The following is a 14,426-nucleotide window of genomic DNA, read 5'->3' on the forward strand; positions in this document are numbered from 1 at the left end:
CAAAATAAGCTCTGTGTAATTCATTATTAAAAGGTGAGACGACTTCTTTATTTTAAATATAAAACTACAGACCCATGACAAGTCAAGCTACACAACAAAATGGACAAGCAGTGAAGGTAAAACATACTTTTAAACTGCAATATAGTGTGAAAGTAAACATAGCGGCGCCCGCAGAAAAAATATGGGGTTTGCTTACCAATGCCGCCGATTTCCCGAAATGGAACTCCACTGTAGAAAAGATAGAAGGGCAGATTGCCCTGAATGAAAAGATCACTGTATTTGTAAAATTAAGCAAGCGCCCTTTTAATCTAAAAGTGAGCGAATTGGTACCAAATAAAAAAATGGTGTGGCAAAGTGGGGCGGCAGCTTTCAAAGGAGTGAGAACTTATACACTGACCGATTGTGCGGATGGAACAGCGGACTTTGAAATGCAGGAGGTGTTTAGTGGCTTTATGCTTCCGCTCATTGCGGGCAGTTTGCCTGATTTTACCCAAGCTTTCGAAGATTTTGCGGCTGACCTAAAAACAGCCTCAGAAGCTGGTTGAGTTGTGTTTTTTTAATTATCTCAAACAAAAAAATAGTGATGAGCCAAGGAGGTAATCCAGCTCAATGCTATACGTCAAGGAACATGTTCAAAATAAGTGTCGAGATTGAGGGCGTATACTCGAGGCTGGCTGAGGCACTTTTTGCAGGCGTAGCCATAGCTACGGCGAAAAAAGTAACGAAAGTCAGTAAAGAGGATATGTTCTAAATCGGACAGTTATTGCGATCACGTTCCTAAGCAGTCAAACAAGCGCTGGAGGTGTGGGAGCGTAATAAAACAGAAGAAGAGTAAAGGCAGGTAAATCTTTATGATTAAGCCGTATTTTCTCTGAAACTTTTTATATTGCTTTCAACATCTACGGCAAACGGTTATGAAACACATTGAAGAAAAATTTACAGTACTCAAGCATTCTTTCTTGTCTAAAAATCCTGATGAGAGTTATCGACTCAATCAGCCAGCGCAAGCGTTGGTTATTTTGAGCGACTTGTTTGCCGCAAAAGAGCTATCGCTTGATGAGGTAGTTTTTTTAACCCAATTGGTAGAAGCCGAAACCGAAGAACTGGGAATGGAGCTGAGCGAACGCATGAGTTTTTTTATGCCCGACCTGCTCGATCAGCAGTTTATTCATGTGGCGAAGGTTCATACCCATATAGCGCCCAATGTGTTGATGAAAAACACATTTGTTGCGTATATTTCTATATTGGCGTATGCACACCCTCGCTATAACTTTGTGCCTGCCGAGCCTGCTTTGCGCGATAAGTTTACCTTTATGCTTAAAATGACCAAACCTTTGCGGTTAAACTTGCAATATCAAAACTTAAGCAATGCTAATTTGTCGTACTGTGACTTGAGGGGTGCTTTGTTGAACCATGCCAACCTTGAAAACACGATTTTGTTAAGTGCCAATCTGGAAAGTGCCCACCTGACCTCTGCCAATTGTCAGGGAGCCAACCTGCGCAAAGCCAACTTAGACAATGTACAGGCACATTTTACCTCTTTTTATGCGGCTACTATGACCGATACTCAACTGGAAAACGCTCAGTTGACAGAGGCTGATTTGCGCAAAGCTAACCTGGCAGGGAGCAATCTCAGTGGAGCTTATTTGTATGAAACCAACCTGCAGGCTGCCGACCTACGCTTGATAAAAGCTCATTATTCGCGTTGGCACGATGCAGATCTTACCCAGGCAAACCTTGCCAACAGTGATTTATTTCAGGCAGACTTGCGTTATGCACTATTGAAAGCCGCCAATCTGCAAGGAGTCAACCTCAAAGAGGCTTATTTAGACCATGCCAACCTGGTGGAGGCAAACTTAAGCGACACTAAAGCTGAAGGGGCGCACTTTCATAATGTAGACCTGACTGGGGCAAACCTCGAATATGCTGATTTTGCTGGGGTAGACCTGTCCATGTCTTGCCTGAAAGATACTTTGCTTGCCCAAACTAATATGGCAGCTGCCAACTTAAATCAAAGCGATATGAGGGTACGTAATGTAAAACAGTCAGTGTTTACTGGAGCTACAATGGCTGATAATACACGAGAGTTTTTGGTGCGCAAAGGAGGGGTAATGTAAATCACTGTTTTTTTAAATAAAGATGGTGTTTAAAGTCCAATGCCCGGTATTTGAGCGTCACTACTTTTAGCGCATCTGCATAGGCAACCAACAAATCTTTGTCGGTACTTTGTTGTGACATAAACTCAGTCAAAAACTCGATTTTTTGTTTACTTGTAGTAGCAGAAACCAACAGTAGCATATTTTGATTTTTGTACTTTTCTTCAAAAAATTTAAGCTGTGTGCTCCAGTGGTTGTACAATGTAGGACTTATGATTGACAAGCTCATAAACCTGGGAGTAGTTTGGATTTGAAAAAATGGGTTTTGTTTGATTTGATTGGTATCAGGCAAGGGAGTAGTTTGGGCTTGAGCAGCCAGGTGGAATACAATGTAAACGAAGCAAAAAATGATTAAACGGTTCATGTGGAAGGTTTTAGGTGAACAATGACCTTATTCCTGAATAATGGCTTTTGCCTGACAAGTATCGGCAAAACTACCAGGGGTAACCTGTACTATATACGTCAATTCTATAAAACGTTCGGTACTTTCTTTTTTAGTAAAAACAGTACCATTTCCGCTAAAAGTATACGCCGCAAAGCTTTGAGCAGGAAAAGCGACCCGGTTGCCTGTGACCACCCCCTCTATTTTTGCCCCACTGTTATAAAAATTCTCTAAAGTAATGAGAGAGTCTGTATCACTGGCAGACCTAACAACTTGTATGGAGTAACCTTGGCTTACCTTAGACGGGTTACAAGTTTCTGACACACTATAGCGTCCGATAAACTTGTCGCGAGGATCGTCGGAAAACAGAGAAGGAGGCGAACAACCGACCCAAAGACTGAAGATGACCCCATAGATGCCTTGTGAAATTTTCATATCAAACGTTATTAAATGCCGTGGCTAAAATTCGTAACTAAAGCCCATATCTCCAAGCAAATGAAAGCTCTTACAAAGCCCTGTTTTTTTGTAAGTATGACCAAAAATACCAAATTAACCTATTTTGTACTGAATATGCCATACACTAGTAGGCCTATCGAAAAATTTAGTTCGAATTCACTATCTTAGCTTTCTCTAAACCATACCTCCAATATTACGAACATGAAAAAGCTTGCTTTAGCATTATTATACCTGATATTTTTGACTGGTTGTGGAAAGTCATCAGAAGAATCTGGCACTACTGCTAAAGATTCGATAGAAAAGATGGGTAAAAATACCAAAAAAGTGAAAAATGAACAGATGGATGCTGGTATGGTCAAGAACCGAATTTTTGCTTTTGGAGTAAACCTTAAAGATTGTGATGCTTTGACTTACTCGGAGTATTGGGCGATGATGAAATTTAACAACGATAATACAGTAGAAGCAATAACAGCTGAGGCAATGAACACTGGAGGAACTGATTTTTTTGAATTAAGAACTACCTCCAAGGGTACTTATAAGGTAGAGCATAATATTCTGACTATTCAATTTATCTCAGTGACTGAAGAAAAGGTAAAGCAAGGAAAAACCGTAGAAAGCAAAGAAAAAAAACAAGAGATTACCTGGAGTTTTAAGATGACCAAATGCGAAGATGGCAGGTTACAACTTAAAAGCAATATGGAAGGCAAAAACGCTTTGGGGGTAAAAGCTGATCCAGGCGACAATAGTAGTTGGGCGCTGAAGATGTAATGCTTTGACCAAACAATGTTGTCAAAAACTACCTACCTACATTGACAATGCACTCACCTTTATCTCTCAGGGAGAAAACAGATGGGTTGTTGAAAAAACAATCACACACCTGAGTTGGTTTTTTTGAACACACCAAGCCACTAAACTGACGTGGGAGCATTACAACCAATAAATTTAACTATTTACAGGCTTTTGGCGTTGTAGTGTTGATACTTAAATTAAGCGCGATGAGTTATGTTTTGCCCAAAAAGATCGTATGGTGTTATTAAAAAGCATAACTAAAACCCATCATGAAATTATGAAACAAAATTTTACATTATGCCTGTTTTTGATAGCAGTGGCTGTTACATTATTTTCGTTTACTGACAGTGATGCTCAAACCGACCTCAAAAAAAGCATGGAACGAGGCAAGCGTATTTATGGCAGTTATTGCCAAACTTGCCACATGCAAAATGGTTTGGGCATAGAAGGTGTTTTTCCTCCTTTGGCAAAGTCTGACTACTTGATGGCAGACCGACAACGTTCTATTCACCAAATACTGAATGGAGCATCGGGCAAAATGGTAGTCAATGGCAAAACCTATAACGGCAACATGCCCCCACAAGGACTTACTGCCAAACAAACAGCTGATGTGCTCAACTACATTATGAATAGTTGGGGCAACAAGGCCGAAATTGTAACAGTGGGCGAGGTAAAAGCTGCTCAAAAAAAGAAGTAAAGTAGTAAGAAAACCAATATTTTAAAGGCTAAGAGTGTATCATACATTCTTAGCCTTTTTTGTGGTATAAAGTTATTTTTTGACTACCTCACCATTGATAGACAGCACCGTTTTGGTTTGTTGGGCGTTAGAGGTCAGGGTAATGGTTTTGTTAAAACTCCCTAACTTTGCTGCATTATATACAGCCGTTACTTCCCCCTTTTGGCCTGGTCTGATGGGTTGTTTGGGGTAGTTGGCTACAGTACACCCACAAGAACCCACCGCACTTGTAATCACTAAAGGCTCATTTCCGGTATTTACAAAGCTAAAAGTAGCCTTTGCTGGCTTGTTTTGCGTTATTTTGCCAAACGAGTAGGCGGTCTTTTGCCATTGAAAAGATGCTTTGGTAGTGTTGATAGTAGCCTTCTGGGGTGTATTAAACGCCATTTGTTGGGCAAATACGGTAAGTCCTGCTAATAAGATAAGAGAAAGCGCGAGTGTTAACTTTTGTTTTATCATGACTAAAAAATGTTTTGGTTATTTGATAGCTCAAAGGTATGAATGTCTATACAGAGGTGTAGTTAATGATTTTTGAATATATGTTAATGGGCTGTTAATAGAAGATAGTGGGGGAGTAAATAGGTTTTTTTACCCCTAAAGCCACCCTTTGTTAAGAAATAAAAGTACACGATTGACTTCATAATTTGTTAACATAAAAGCAGCGTTAAATTAACTGACTTACCAGTTTAAATGTTTATAATATAAATTTGTGTGTTACGTGTTTTTGTAAAATATAATTTTGTTAAAAATGTGAATGTTAATTTAATGTTATGTGAATACGTGTAATTATATAAATTTTTAACAATTCATGTTAAAATGTTACATTGAATAAAGTAAGTGACTAAATAGTTTTGAGTAACCAAATCCTACAAAAGTTAGGATGTAAACTGACTTTTAAATTTGCACTTGGGGCATTCCGAACCTGCCTCTTAAACTCAAAACCCAATGAAACATTTTAAACATCTGACACTTACGCTTATATGCTTGCTGTTAAGCATGCTTACCTGGGCACAAACCCCTCCCTCCAACCTTGATGGAGCATCGTTGCGTAGTTGGCTTAAAGCCAATTATTATGAGGGTAAGCACAATACCCTAGGGTATACCGAGGCCCGCAGAAAAATGTATAACTACATTGACAACAAAAACAGTAAAATTAGCGGAGTATACTCCGGGTATGCCAAGAGCTGGTCTTATGGAGGCACCAGTACCAACCCTGATCCTATCAACTGTGAACATACTGTGCCTCAAAGCTTTTTTGGAAAAGCCGAACCTATGAAGTCTGATATTCACCACCTGTTTCCCACCTACAAAAACTGGAATAGCATCCGGTCTAACTACGCTTTCGCTGAAATTGACGACAATCAAACCACCCAATGGATGCGACACACAAGTTCCCAATCCAGCCGCCCCTCCTCTGGTATAAATGAATACAGCGAATATGCCAACGGTAAATTTGAACCGCGTGAAGATCACAAAGGAAATGTGGCTCGCGCGGTTTTTTATTTTTTCACCATGTATCCTACCCAAGCTGGCAGTATTACTTCGGTGGGTGACCTCAATACTTTATATCAATGGCATTTGAACGATCCGGTAGATGCTGCCGAAATTGCCCGCAACAACGCTATAGAACAGTACCAGGGCGACCGTAACCCTTACATAGACCAGCCCCACCTGGTAGCACGTGCCTGGGGATTTACTGGTGCGAGCGATGGCGGGGGTGGAACGGCGGCTTATTGTGCCTCTAAAGGCAATAGTGTGGCCGATGAATGGATTGGGCAAGTAGTAGTTGCCAGCATTTATAAATCATCGGGTGCCAATGGTGGTTATGCCGATTTTACCTCAGTGTCGACGAGCCTGACACAAGGTGCTACCGTAAATTTTACCATCAAACCAGCCTGGTCAGGGAGTATATATAGCGAAGGGTATGCAGTTTGGGTAGACTTTAACCAAGATGGCGATTTTACCGATAGCGGTGAGCAAGTGTTTACTCATTCGGCAACCAGTGCAAGCATAGTTGCAGGCTCTTTTACGGTGCCTGCCTCAGCAGTTGCAGGCGCTACCCGTATGCGTGTATCTATGAAATACAACGGAGTGCCTACATGTTGCGAGACCATCTCTTATGGCGAGGTAGAAGATTATACTGTAAATATTGGGGCAGGCAGTGGAGACAGCAACAATGACGGTGCAGGAGGAAATGGCTCACCTGATTTGTTTATTTCTGAGTATGTAGAGGGCACATCTTACAATAAAGGCGTTGAAATCGCCAATCTTACTGGTGCCGAGGTGAGCTTAAGTGGCTACTCTTTGCGCAAACAAGCCAATGGTTCAGGTAGCTGGCAGGTACTCAATCTAAGTGGGGCATTGGCAAGCGGTACTGTGTATACTTTGGCAAACGCCTCTGCTACTTTCTCGGCAGACCTGAAAACCAGCCACACTGTACTTAATTTTAATGGAAATGATGCCATTGCTTTGTTTAAAGGTGAGACACTCATTGATATAGTAGGGGTATACGGTGATGGCAGCTATTTTGGGCAAGAAGTGACTCTAGAGCGTAAGTCGTCAGCTTATAAGCCCTCTTCTGTCTACAACCCAAGCTACTGGACACGGCACGGACAAAATATTTTTTCTCACTTTGGGCAAATCGGCGGAGCCAGTCACCGTACTACAGTGCAGCCAATTGCTACAAACAACAAGGTAAGGGTTTTCCCCGTGCCTGCGAGCACTCAGGTAAATATACAACTAAGCCATGCCGCCAAGGTGGTGGTAGCGAATATGCAAGGTCAGGTAGTGTACCAAAGCTCCCGCAAACGCCGTGTATTTGGTATAAACGTAAGTGCTTGGAAGAAAGGTATTTATGTATTGACTATTCAAAACAGCAAAACCACTACCACCCAACGCTTGATGGTTCGTTAAGCTGTATTTTTCGAAGAGTTTTTTGATATAAGTTTTTGTGAAAAAATAAATTAAAAACCTTGATTTTATCGCTACATGTTAAATGATGACATTTTTTTAGCAAAATCATTGCGTAACTTTGCCTAAATTTAATGATGTACTTTATTTATATTAAAGTCTCCGGTAATACAACATACAACGAGGACAAAAACTTTATTGGGACTTTTTAAATTAGAAAACCGCACTAAAACTCAGTATTTGGTGCGGTTTTTTTTGTTCTTACTCAAAGTATTCCTACAAAAAAATACCCTTCAAAGTCTCCCATAAATCATTTCAAATATTACTTTTGTTATCAGTAGTACAACTTATTTTAATACACACTGATCGCCTATGGCGCACAATGCCAGGCAGTTAACCTTTCTCAATGACAAACAAGCAGTTAGCCATGGCTCTTTTGAGTCAATTATTGGTATTTATATTTTTTGTCCAATGTACCACAAGTGTCGAGTCAGGGCAAAACAACATTGCGCCAGTGTTTAAACAGGCCATTGCCAGGCAAGTACTCCACAACGATTTGTCAGACCATAAGCCTATGAAAAAAGCCGATAGTTTGGTCAACGCTTACCTGGACACTTTTCAGCTTAAGGGAGCTTCGATGGCCATTGTCAAAGATGGGCAATTGGTGTATGCTAAAGGCTATGGCTATGCCGATAAAGAAGCAAGGGTAAAAGTGCACCCAGGGCATAAGTTTCGCATTGCCAGTGTGTCGAAACTGGTAACAGCAGTGGCAGTAATGAAATTGATTGATGAAAAAAAAATGGCGTTGAATGATACCGTGTTTGGTAAAGCGGGAGTTTTGAACGATTCGCTCTATACTACAGCAGTAGATCAGAGAATGTACCAGATTACAGTCAAGCAATTGCTCAACCACACTGCAGGCTGGTGTCGTAAGTGTGTGGGTGACCCCATATTCAGACCTCTAGAGGTAGCGCGCAAACTTGGCATCAAATCGCCCCCATCTCTCCATGATGTAACTCGTTTTGTGTTGCCCGGAGGCTATGGTATGCACCAGGGAGCCACTTTGGTTACTCTAACTATGGCTATGCTATTTTAGGCGAAGTAGTAGCTAAGGTAACTGGAGTATCTTATGAAAAATATGTACAGGATTTATTGGCAAAACTTGATATAAAAGGGGTGAGATTAAGCAAAAACCTATTGAAAGACCGTGCCCCACTGGAGGTAAAGTATTACGAAGGAAAAGATGTACCTAAAGCTCACTCGGTATACAACTCCCGTCAGAAGGTTTTGCGTATGTATGGAGGCAACAACCTGGACGCATTGGCAGGGGCGGGTGCCTGGATTGCCTCTCCGGTAGATTTAATGAAATTGGTTACTGCGATTGATGGTTTTGATAATGTGCCCGATATTTTGAGCAAAGACATTGTGCGACAAATGATGACCCCCGATGATGAAGAAGGCAAACAAGTGTTGGGTTGGCGTTGGTGCTCACCACGTGGGTGTTGGCGCACTGGTAGTTTGGGTGGCTCAGATGCTGTAATCGCTACCTTAAAAAATGGCATTAGTTGGGCTTTTGTGACCAATACCAGTATTGACAGTAGGTCAGGAGTAAGGGAGATTTATGGAGTAATGAGGCAAGTATTAAAGGCAACTAAAAGCCAGTTGCCTGATGTAAACTATTTTGGACTGAAGCCCCCACAAAAATAATAGTTGGTTTGAACAAATATCAGAGAAGTAATACAGGTGGGCAGTGTACGCATGCTAGAAAATACCCAAACGCCAACGTCATAAAAACCAGTATTCAATAACATGGACTGTTAAATTCGTTGATTTGGAAGTGTGCGAATGGTTTTGTAACGTAAGGTGCTTGCATACAGTTAGTTATGTTGAGTAGGAGGACCGTCTGCCTGAGCAAACAGGTAAACAGTATTATTTTACTTGATTTGCCACTATTACTCAGGTATGATTTTAGTTTATACTAGTAAAGCCTAATAGCCCGCAAAGGATATGGACTATTCACTAAAAAGCATTATATTTCCTGTATTATAAACAGAGAGACTCTTATGGCAAAGAAAGGTGAGAACAAAGAGATAAAAGTAACTACACAGAAAAGCTCAAGTACTATACGGCAACGGATTATCCGAAGCTTTGCAGTGCTTGCAGTGGTTATGGTGGTTTTTACTGCCGTAACACTCAACGAGTTAAATAAAATCTCTCGGATCAATGCCTACATCGACAATACCATTAACCCCACCAAAGTACATCTTCAGGCGCTTAATGAAATGGTAAACCGCAGCTCTATATTTTTGCAGGTATACATGATTTTTGAAAATAACAATCAAAAGGTAGAAGGTGATTACAAGCAAAAGCGAGCAAGTATCTGGAAAAAAGAAATCAAGCAAATTTATGATACATTGGCGGTGTATGAGCAAAAGTGGCAAAATCTGGATATGAAGCTCAAGTACCTCAACTTGCAAACCATCCTCCAAAAGCTCGAAAACAGCCAGATTTTGATAGAAGAAGTGATAGCTAAGCGCAGTGATGACATTTATAACCTTGAGAACATAGAAAATCTGGCAAATCATCAAAACGATGTATTGCTTACCCCACAAACCAGTAGCCGGGAAGATGCTTTCAGTAAGAGAGTGTTGCCTTTGATCAATCAAGTGCACAATGAAGTGTTAGAGCTACAAAGTATTCAGAACCGGGAGCTGGAAATGAAACACGGGCAAATTGCTTACCTCTGGAATGTTTTCTGGATGTTGTTTGTAGCGCTTGGGGTGGTATTGTTTGCCGTGATGCTTTACCTGATCCGCGATTTGTCTCATAAAATTCTGCGGAATATTTATCAATTGCGTGACTATGTGCGCATGTTGCGAAAGGGAGAGCTGCCCAAACACATGAAGTCGCTGGAGGACGAAACCAGTGAGATTGTAGAAGAATTACAGTTGGTGACCTATCACTTGCAAAAAACAAAAGATTTTTCGTTGCAAATCGCTGATGGCAACCTGGAAAGTAAACTGGATGTCTTTGAGGAGCATAGCGAAATGGGCAAAGCATTTAATCAAATGCAAGAAGGGCTCAAGCAGATTGCTATTAAAGACCAAGAACGCAAGTGGGTAAACGAAGGTTTGACCAAGTTTAACAGCATTGTGCGTGAAAGTAAACAAATACAAGATCTTGCCGATGAAGTAATATCAAACCTGGTAAAGTACCTCAGTGCTAATCAGGGAGGCATATTTGTGCTCAATGACAAAGACTATGAAGCACCTTGTATGGAACTTACCTCAGTATATGCCTTTGACCGTAAGCGTTTCCTGAAAAGGCAAATTTATTTGGGACAGGGGCTTGCCGGACAAAGCTGGCAAGAAAAAGATGCGGTGTATTTGCAAGAGGTACCCTCTGGATACACACTGGTAAACTCTGGTTTGGGGAGCGCCAACCCACGTAGTATTTTGGTGATTCCTATGATTGTAAACGAAGATGATGTAGTAGGCATTATCGAACTGGCTTCTTTTCATTTGTTTAAAGACTATGAAATAGAGTTTGTAAAAAAACTTGCCGAGAACATTGGTGCCAGTGTGACTACCCTTAAAAATAACCACGAAGCTCAACTACTGTTGAACGAAGCCCAGGAAACAGCCAAAAAATTAAAGCGAAAAGAAGAAGAAAGTGCCTTGAGTTTGCAAGAGTTGGTAACTACTCAAGAAGAAATGAAAAAGAGTCAGGCAGAATTGACTGGTCAAATGACCGCCATCAATACTACGCTTGCCACGGCTGAGTTTGACATGCAAGGTACCATTCTTAATGCCAACAACCTTTTTCTTGAGATGTTTGGTTACAGCATTTACGACATCAAAGACAGCCACCATTCTATTTTTGTTGATCCCAAAGAAGTAGAAAAGTCCCGTTACAAAAAGTTTTGGCTGGAACTTCAGGAAGGTTTACCCCAAACCGAGGAGTTTAAAAGAATTACCAAAGATGGACGCGAAATTTGGTTAAATGCTTCTTATACTCCTGTAAAAGATGTCAAGGGGCGCCCTTATAAAGTCATAGAACTTGCCATAGATATTACTGAGCAAAAGCAGTTGAGTATGGACTTTAAAGGAGAACTAGAGGCCATTAATAAAACCAACGCAGTAGTAGAATATGACACCGAGGGCTATATATTAAATGCGAATAATATCTTTTTACAGTTGATGGGCTATCGTTTAAACGAAATCAAAGGCAAGCACCACTCTGTATTGGTAGATACTAAAGACCCTGCAACGGTGCAGTATATGCAAGATTGGAAAAAGCTGGCCAGGGGCAAGAGCCTTACCGGAGAATTTCAGTACATCAATAAGTCGGGCGAAAAAGTATGGGTGAGAAGTAGCTATAACCCTATCTTAGACTTGAATGGGCAGCCTTATAAAATACAAAACTTTGCTCAGGATATAAACGATGTGAAGACGTATGAAACAGAGCTGAAAGAGAATGCTTCTATTTTGCAGAAACAAAAAACAGAGCTAGAGCAAAATCAGTTGGCTTTGACTGGACAAATAACTGCTATCAACACTGCGCTTGCCACGGCAGAGTTTGACATGGAGGGGAACATACTTGAAGTGAACAACATCTTTTTGGATGCACTTAAATACAATGTATATGAGCTCAAAGAGCATAAAGATATTTTGTTGTTGGAAGAGGGCGCAGAGGATATGGCAACTTATAAGAAGTTTTGGAGCGAGCTAAGGAGAGGCATTCCTCAAATAGGAGAGTTTAAGAGGGTAGCCAAAGACGGGAAGGCTGTTTGGTTGAACGCTACCTTTACCCCAGTAAAAGATATTACTGGAGTACCTTACAAGGTGATTCAACTGGCAACTGTGATTACCCAGCAAAAGGTACAAAACATGGACTACGAAGGGCAAATGTCTGCCATTAACAAATCGAATCTGGTGATAGAGTTTGATATGAAAGGGTACATCTTGCATGCCAATCAGCGTTTTCTTGACCTGATGCAATATAAATTGATAGAGTTGGTAAATAAAAATCATAATATTTTTGTAGATGATTTTACCAAAACCTCTGATGATTATAAAACTTTATGGGAAAAACTCTTCAATGGAGAGTATGTAAGTGGGCGTTTCAGAAGGGTAAAAAAAGATGGTACTGAAATATGGTTTAGTGGAACTTATAATCCAATATTTGATCTGAATGGAGAGCCTTACAAGATTGTAAAGTTTGCTCAAGACATTACAGAAGTGAAATATTTTGAAGTAAAAGCCCGCCAAAATACTCGAAAACTTAAGAAAAGAACCGACGAATTGCTCAAAGCGAATAAAGCCATTGAAGAAATTCGGATGAGAGATCAGACAAAAATTGAAGAAAAAAAGGAGGAAATAGCAAAGTTGAAGGCTAAAATTGAAGAATTATCAAAAAATGATGGACATAACTAAGGTTTTTTGTTAGGTTTGCGCCCCATTTTGGGCTCACTCTATGCTTATTTATCAACAAATTATTATTTATTAGCATTGTTAATTGAGTCCTTATTACTAACTTTGCATTTCAAAAAAGAAACGTGTTGAGTAATGGCTGGAAATAAAAGACCCAACAGAAAAGGAAAACCTTCTACTAACAAAGGTAAAAAAGAGCTCCATACACAAGAAGGAGACACTACTACTCAAATATTTGAGAACCTGGAAAGTGCAGACACTTTGCAGGAACGCTTGCTAGGAACAGAAACTTTCCTCAAGAGAAACCAACGTATCATTACTATAGCGCTCGGTGTATTGGTAGTAGCAGTAGCTGGCTATTTTGTAATGAACTACCTGCAAGGCGAAAAAGAAAGAAAAGCTCAGGAAGAAATTTTCTTTGCTCAACGATACTATGAAATAGATTCTTTGAACCGTGTAGTGAATGGTTTTGGAACCAGACCTGGTGCCAAGGCTATCAACGAAGACTATTCTGGCACCAAAGCCGGAAACCTGGCGGCTTTTTATACTGGCGTAGCTTATCTTAAGCAAGGCAAGTTTCAAGAAGCAATCAACTATCTAGAGGAGTTCAGTACTTCAGATTTATTGGTGCAAGCCCGTGCCTATTCATTAGTCGCTGATGCCTACCAAGAATTGAAACAGTATGACAAGGCTATTTTGAACTACAAAAAAGCCATAGATCATGAACCAAATAAGTTTTTTACCCCTCCTTATCTAATGAAGTTAGCACTTGTATATGAGTTGCAAAATAAACCCAAAGCAGCAATAGCTACTTATGAGCGTTTATTGAAGGATTACCCAAATGCTTCAGATGCAAACAATGCCAAGAAATACAAGGGTAAACTTTTAGCTCAGAAAAAATAGGGAGAGATATAATTATTACCTTAAGAAGGTTGAAAGGTATTATCTACCTCTCAACCTTTTTTTGTTTATATACACATCTGTTTTCCTGAATTTAAGAAATAGTAAGTATGGCATCATCTTTAAAAAATTTGAGTGAATACTCTCAAAAAAATTTGAGTGACATTAGCAATAAGCGTTTTGCCATTGTGGTGGCAGAGTGGAATGAAGAAGTAACAGGAGCATTGCTGGACGGAGCAATAGCTACTTTGACTAAAGAAGGAGCTAACGACGATCATATTGTGGTAAAAACTGTACCTGGTAGCTTTGAGCTAACCCTGGGAGCACAGTGGATGGCACAAGACCCTAAAATAGATGCAGTAATATGTATAGGCTGTATTATTCAGGGCGAAACACGACATTTTGATTTCATTTCTCAGGCGGTAGCCACTGGCATTACCGATGTATCGCTGAAGTACAGCAAACCCGTGATTTTTGGGGTACTTACTCCTGATACTCAGCAACAGGCTTTAGACCGGGCAGGTGGCAAACACGGAAATAAAGGCGATGAAGCGGCAATTACAGCCATCAAAATGTTAGGGTTTTAGAACAGCAATTTATTATGGGGCTATTTGCCCCGTAAATCTCAAATACACTTCAAACCTTTAAAATAAAAAAACACAGAA

Annotated in this window: 13 protein-coding genes; 10 read left to right on the forward strand and 3 right to left on the reverse strand. The window is 40.3% G+C overall.

Going from position 1 to position 14,426, the window contains the following annotated elements:
• Positions 1-74 precede the first annotated feature (74 nt).
• Complete coding sequence (locus M23134_RS14865; RefSeq protein WP_002697481.1) at positions 75-545, forward strand: SRPBCC domain-containing protein; 471 nt, start codon at positions 75-77, stop codon at positions 543-545.
• Between the two features lie 369 nt (positions 546-914).
• The gene (locus M23134_RS38170) at positions 915-2,117 is read left to right on the forward strand and encodes a pentapeptide repeat-containing protein (protein WP_002697482.1); all 1,203 of its coding nucleotides are present in this window, start codon (positions 915-917) and stop codon (positions 2,115-2,117) included.
• Position 2,118: 1 nt separating this feature from the next.
• Here the strand turns inward: M23134_RS38170 and M23134_RS14875 are convergent, their stop codons facing one another.
• Both M23134_RS14875 and M23134_RS14880 read right to left on the reverse strand, forming a co-directional pair.
• Positions 2,119-2,520 carry a hypothetical protein gene (locus M23134_RS14875; RefSeq protein ID WP_002697484.1) on the reverse strand — a complete coding sequence of 134 codons (402 nt, stop codon included), beginning with the start codon at positions 2,518-2,520 and terminating at the stop codon, positions 2,119-2,121.
• A gap of 27 nt (positions 2,521-2,547) precedes the next feature.
• A complete protein-coding gene (locus M23134_RS14880) occupies positions 2,548-2,973 on the reverse strand; it encodes a hypothetical protein (RefSeq protein ID WP_045113627.1) in 426 nt (141 codons plus the stop codon).
• Positions 2,974-3,195: 222 nt separating this feature from the next.
• On the opposite strand from M23134_RS14880, the gene M23134_RS14885 reads away from it, so the two are divergent.
• Positions 3,196-3,762, forward strand: a complete 567-nt coding sequence (locus M23134_RS14885; RefSeq protein ID WP_002697488.1) for a hypothetical protein — start codon at positions 3,196-3,198, stop codon at positions 3,760-3,762.
• 298 nt (positions 3,763-4,060) lie between these two features.
• Positions 4,061-4,480, forward strand: coding sequence for a c-type cytochrome (locus M23134_RS14890; protein WP_045113651.1), 420 nt, complete (start codon positions 4,061-4,063; stop codon positions 4,478-4,480).
• Between the two features lie 72 nt (positions 4,481-4,552).
• On the opposite strand, the gene M23134_RS14895 is transcribed toward M23134_RS14890, so the two are convergent.
• On the reverse strand, positions 4,553-4,978 hold the full coding sequence (locus tag M23134_RS14895; RefSeq protein ID WP_002697494.1) for a DUF1573 domain-containing protein: 426 nt from the start codon (positions 4,976-4,978) through the stop codon (positions 4,553-4,555).
• A 486-nt stretch (positions 4,979-5,464) separates the two neighbouring features.
• Here M23134_RS14895 and M23134_RS14900 point away from each other — a divergent pair, with 486 nt between their 5' ends.
• The 6 genes from M23134_RS14900 (at position 5,465) to ribH (ending at position 14,348) form a co-directional block, all read left to right on the forward strand.
• Complete coding sequence (locus tag M23134_RS14900) at positions 5,465-7,432, forward strand: endonuclease (protein ID WP_082226577.1); 1,968 nt, start codon at positions 5,465-5,467, stop codon at positions 7,430-7,432.
• A gap of 403 nt (positions 7,433-7,835) precedes the next feature.
• Entirely contained in the window at positions 7,836-8,525 is a 690-nt protein-coding gene (locus M23134_RS42495) for a serine hydrolase domain-containing protein (RefSeq protein ID WP_002697498.1), read from the forward strand.
• Positions 8,519-9,136 carry a serine hydrolase gene (locus tag M23134_RS42500; protein ID WP_262492908.1) on the forward strand — a complete coding sequence of 206 codons (618 nt, stop codon included), beginning with the start codon at positions 8,519-8,521 and terminating at the stop codon, positions 9,134-9,136. Before M23134_RS42495 ends, M23134_RS42500 begins: the two co-directional genes overlap by 7 nt.
• Before the next feature lie 356 nt (positions 9,137-9,492).
• Entirely contained in the window at positions 9,493-12,864 is a 3,372-nt protein-coding gene (locus M23134_RS38185) for a PAS domain S-box protein (RefSeq protein WP_002697503.1), read from the forward strand.
• 132 nt (positions 12,865-12,996) lie between these two features.
• Positions 12,997-13,764, forward strand: coding sequence for a tetratricopeptide repeat protein (locus tag M23134_RS14915; protein WP_002697505.1), 768 nt, complete (start codon positions 12,997-12,999; stop codon positions 13,762-13,764).
• Between the two features lie 107 nt (positions 13,765-13,871).
• Positions 13,872-14,348 carry a 6,7-dimethyl-8-ribityllumazine synthase gene (gene ribH, locus M23134_RS14920; RefSeq protein ID WP_002697507.1) on the forward strand — a complete coding sequence of 159 codons (477 nt, stop codon included), beginning with the start codon at positions 13,872-13,874 and terminating at the stop codon, positions 14,346-14,348.
• Positions 14,349-14,426 lie beyond the last annotated feature (78 nt).

This window comes from Microscilla marina ATCC 23134 (assembly GCF_000169175.1).
In the GTDB taxonomy this organism is placed as follows: Bacteria; Bacteroidota; Bacteroidia; order Cytophagales; family Microscillaceae; genus Microscilla; species Microscilla marina.

Excerpts from the sequence above, each read along its gene's own strand:
- M23134_RS14890 (WP_045113651.1), top strand. The coding sequence starts at position 4,061 with ATGAAACAAAATTTTACATTATGCCTGTTTTTGATAGCAGTGGCTGTT.
- ribH (WP_002697507.1), top strand. The coding sequence starts at position 13,872 with ATGGCATCATCTTTAAAAAATTTGAGTGAATACTCTCAAAAAAATTTG.
- M23134_RS14900 (WP_082226577.1), top strand. The coding sequence starts at position 5,465 with ATGAAACATTTTAAACATCTGACACTTACGCTTATATGCTTGCTGTTA.
- M23134_RS42495 (WP_002697498.1), top strand. The coding sequence starts at position 7,836 with ATGACAAACAAGCAGTTAGCCATGGCTCTTTTGAGTCAATTATTGGTA.
- M23134_RS14895 (WP_002697494.1), bottom strand. The coding sequence starts at position 4,978 with ATGATAAAACAAAAGTTAACACTCGCGCTTTCTCTTATCTTATTAGCA.
- M23134_RS38170 (WP_002697482.1), top strand. The coding sequence starts at position 915 with ATGAAACACATTGAAGAAAAATTTACAGTACTCAAGCATTCTTTCTTG.
- M23134_RS38185 (WP_002697503.1), top strand. The coding sequence starts at position 9,493 with ATGGCAAAGAAAGGTGAGAACAAAGAGATAAAAGTAACTACACAGAAA.
- M23134_RS14915 (WP_002697505.1), top strand. The coding sequence starts at position 12,997 with ATGGCTGGAAATAAAAGACCCAACAGAAAAGGAAAACCTTCTACTAAC.
- M23134_RS14875 (WP_002697484.1), bottom strand. The coding sequence starts at position 2,520 with ATGAACCGTTTAATCATTTTTTGCTTCGTTTACATTGTATTCCACCTG.
- M23134_RS14865 (WP_002697481.1), top strand. The coding sequence starts at position 75 with ATGACAAGTCAAGCTACACAACAAAATGGACAAGCAGTGAAGGTAAAA.
- M23134_RS14885 (WP_002697488.1), top strand. The coding sequence starts at position 3,196 with ATGAAAAAGCTTGCTTTAGCATTATTATACCTGATATTTTTGACTGGT.
- M23134_RS14880 (WP_045113627.1), bottom strand. The coding sequence starts at position 2,973 with ATGAAAATTTCACAAGGCATCTATGGGGTCATCTTCAGTCTTTGGGTC.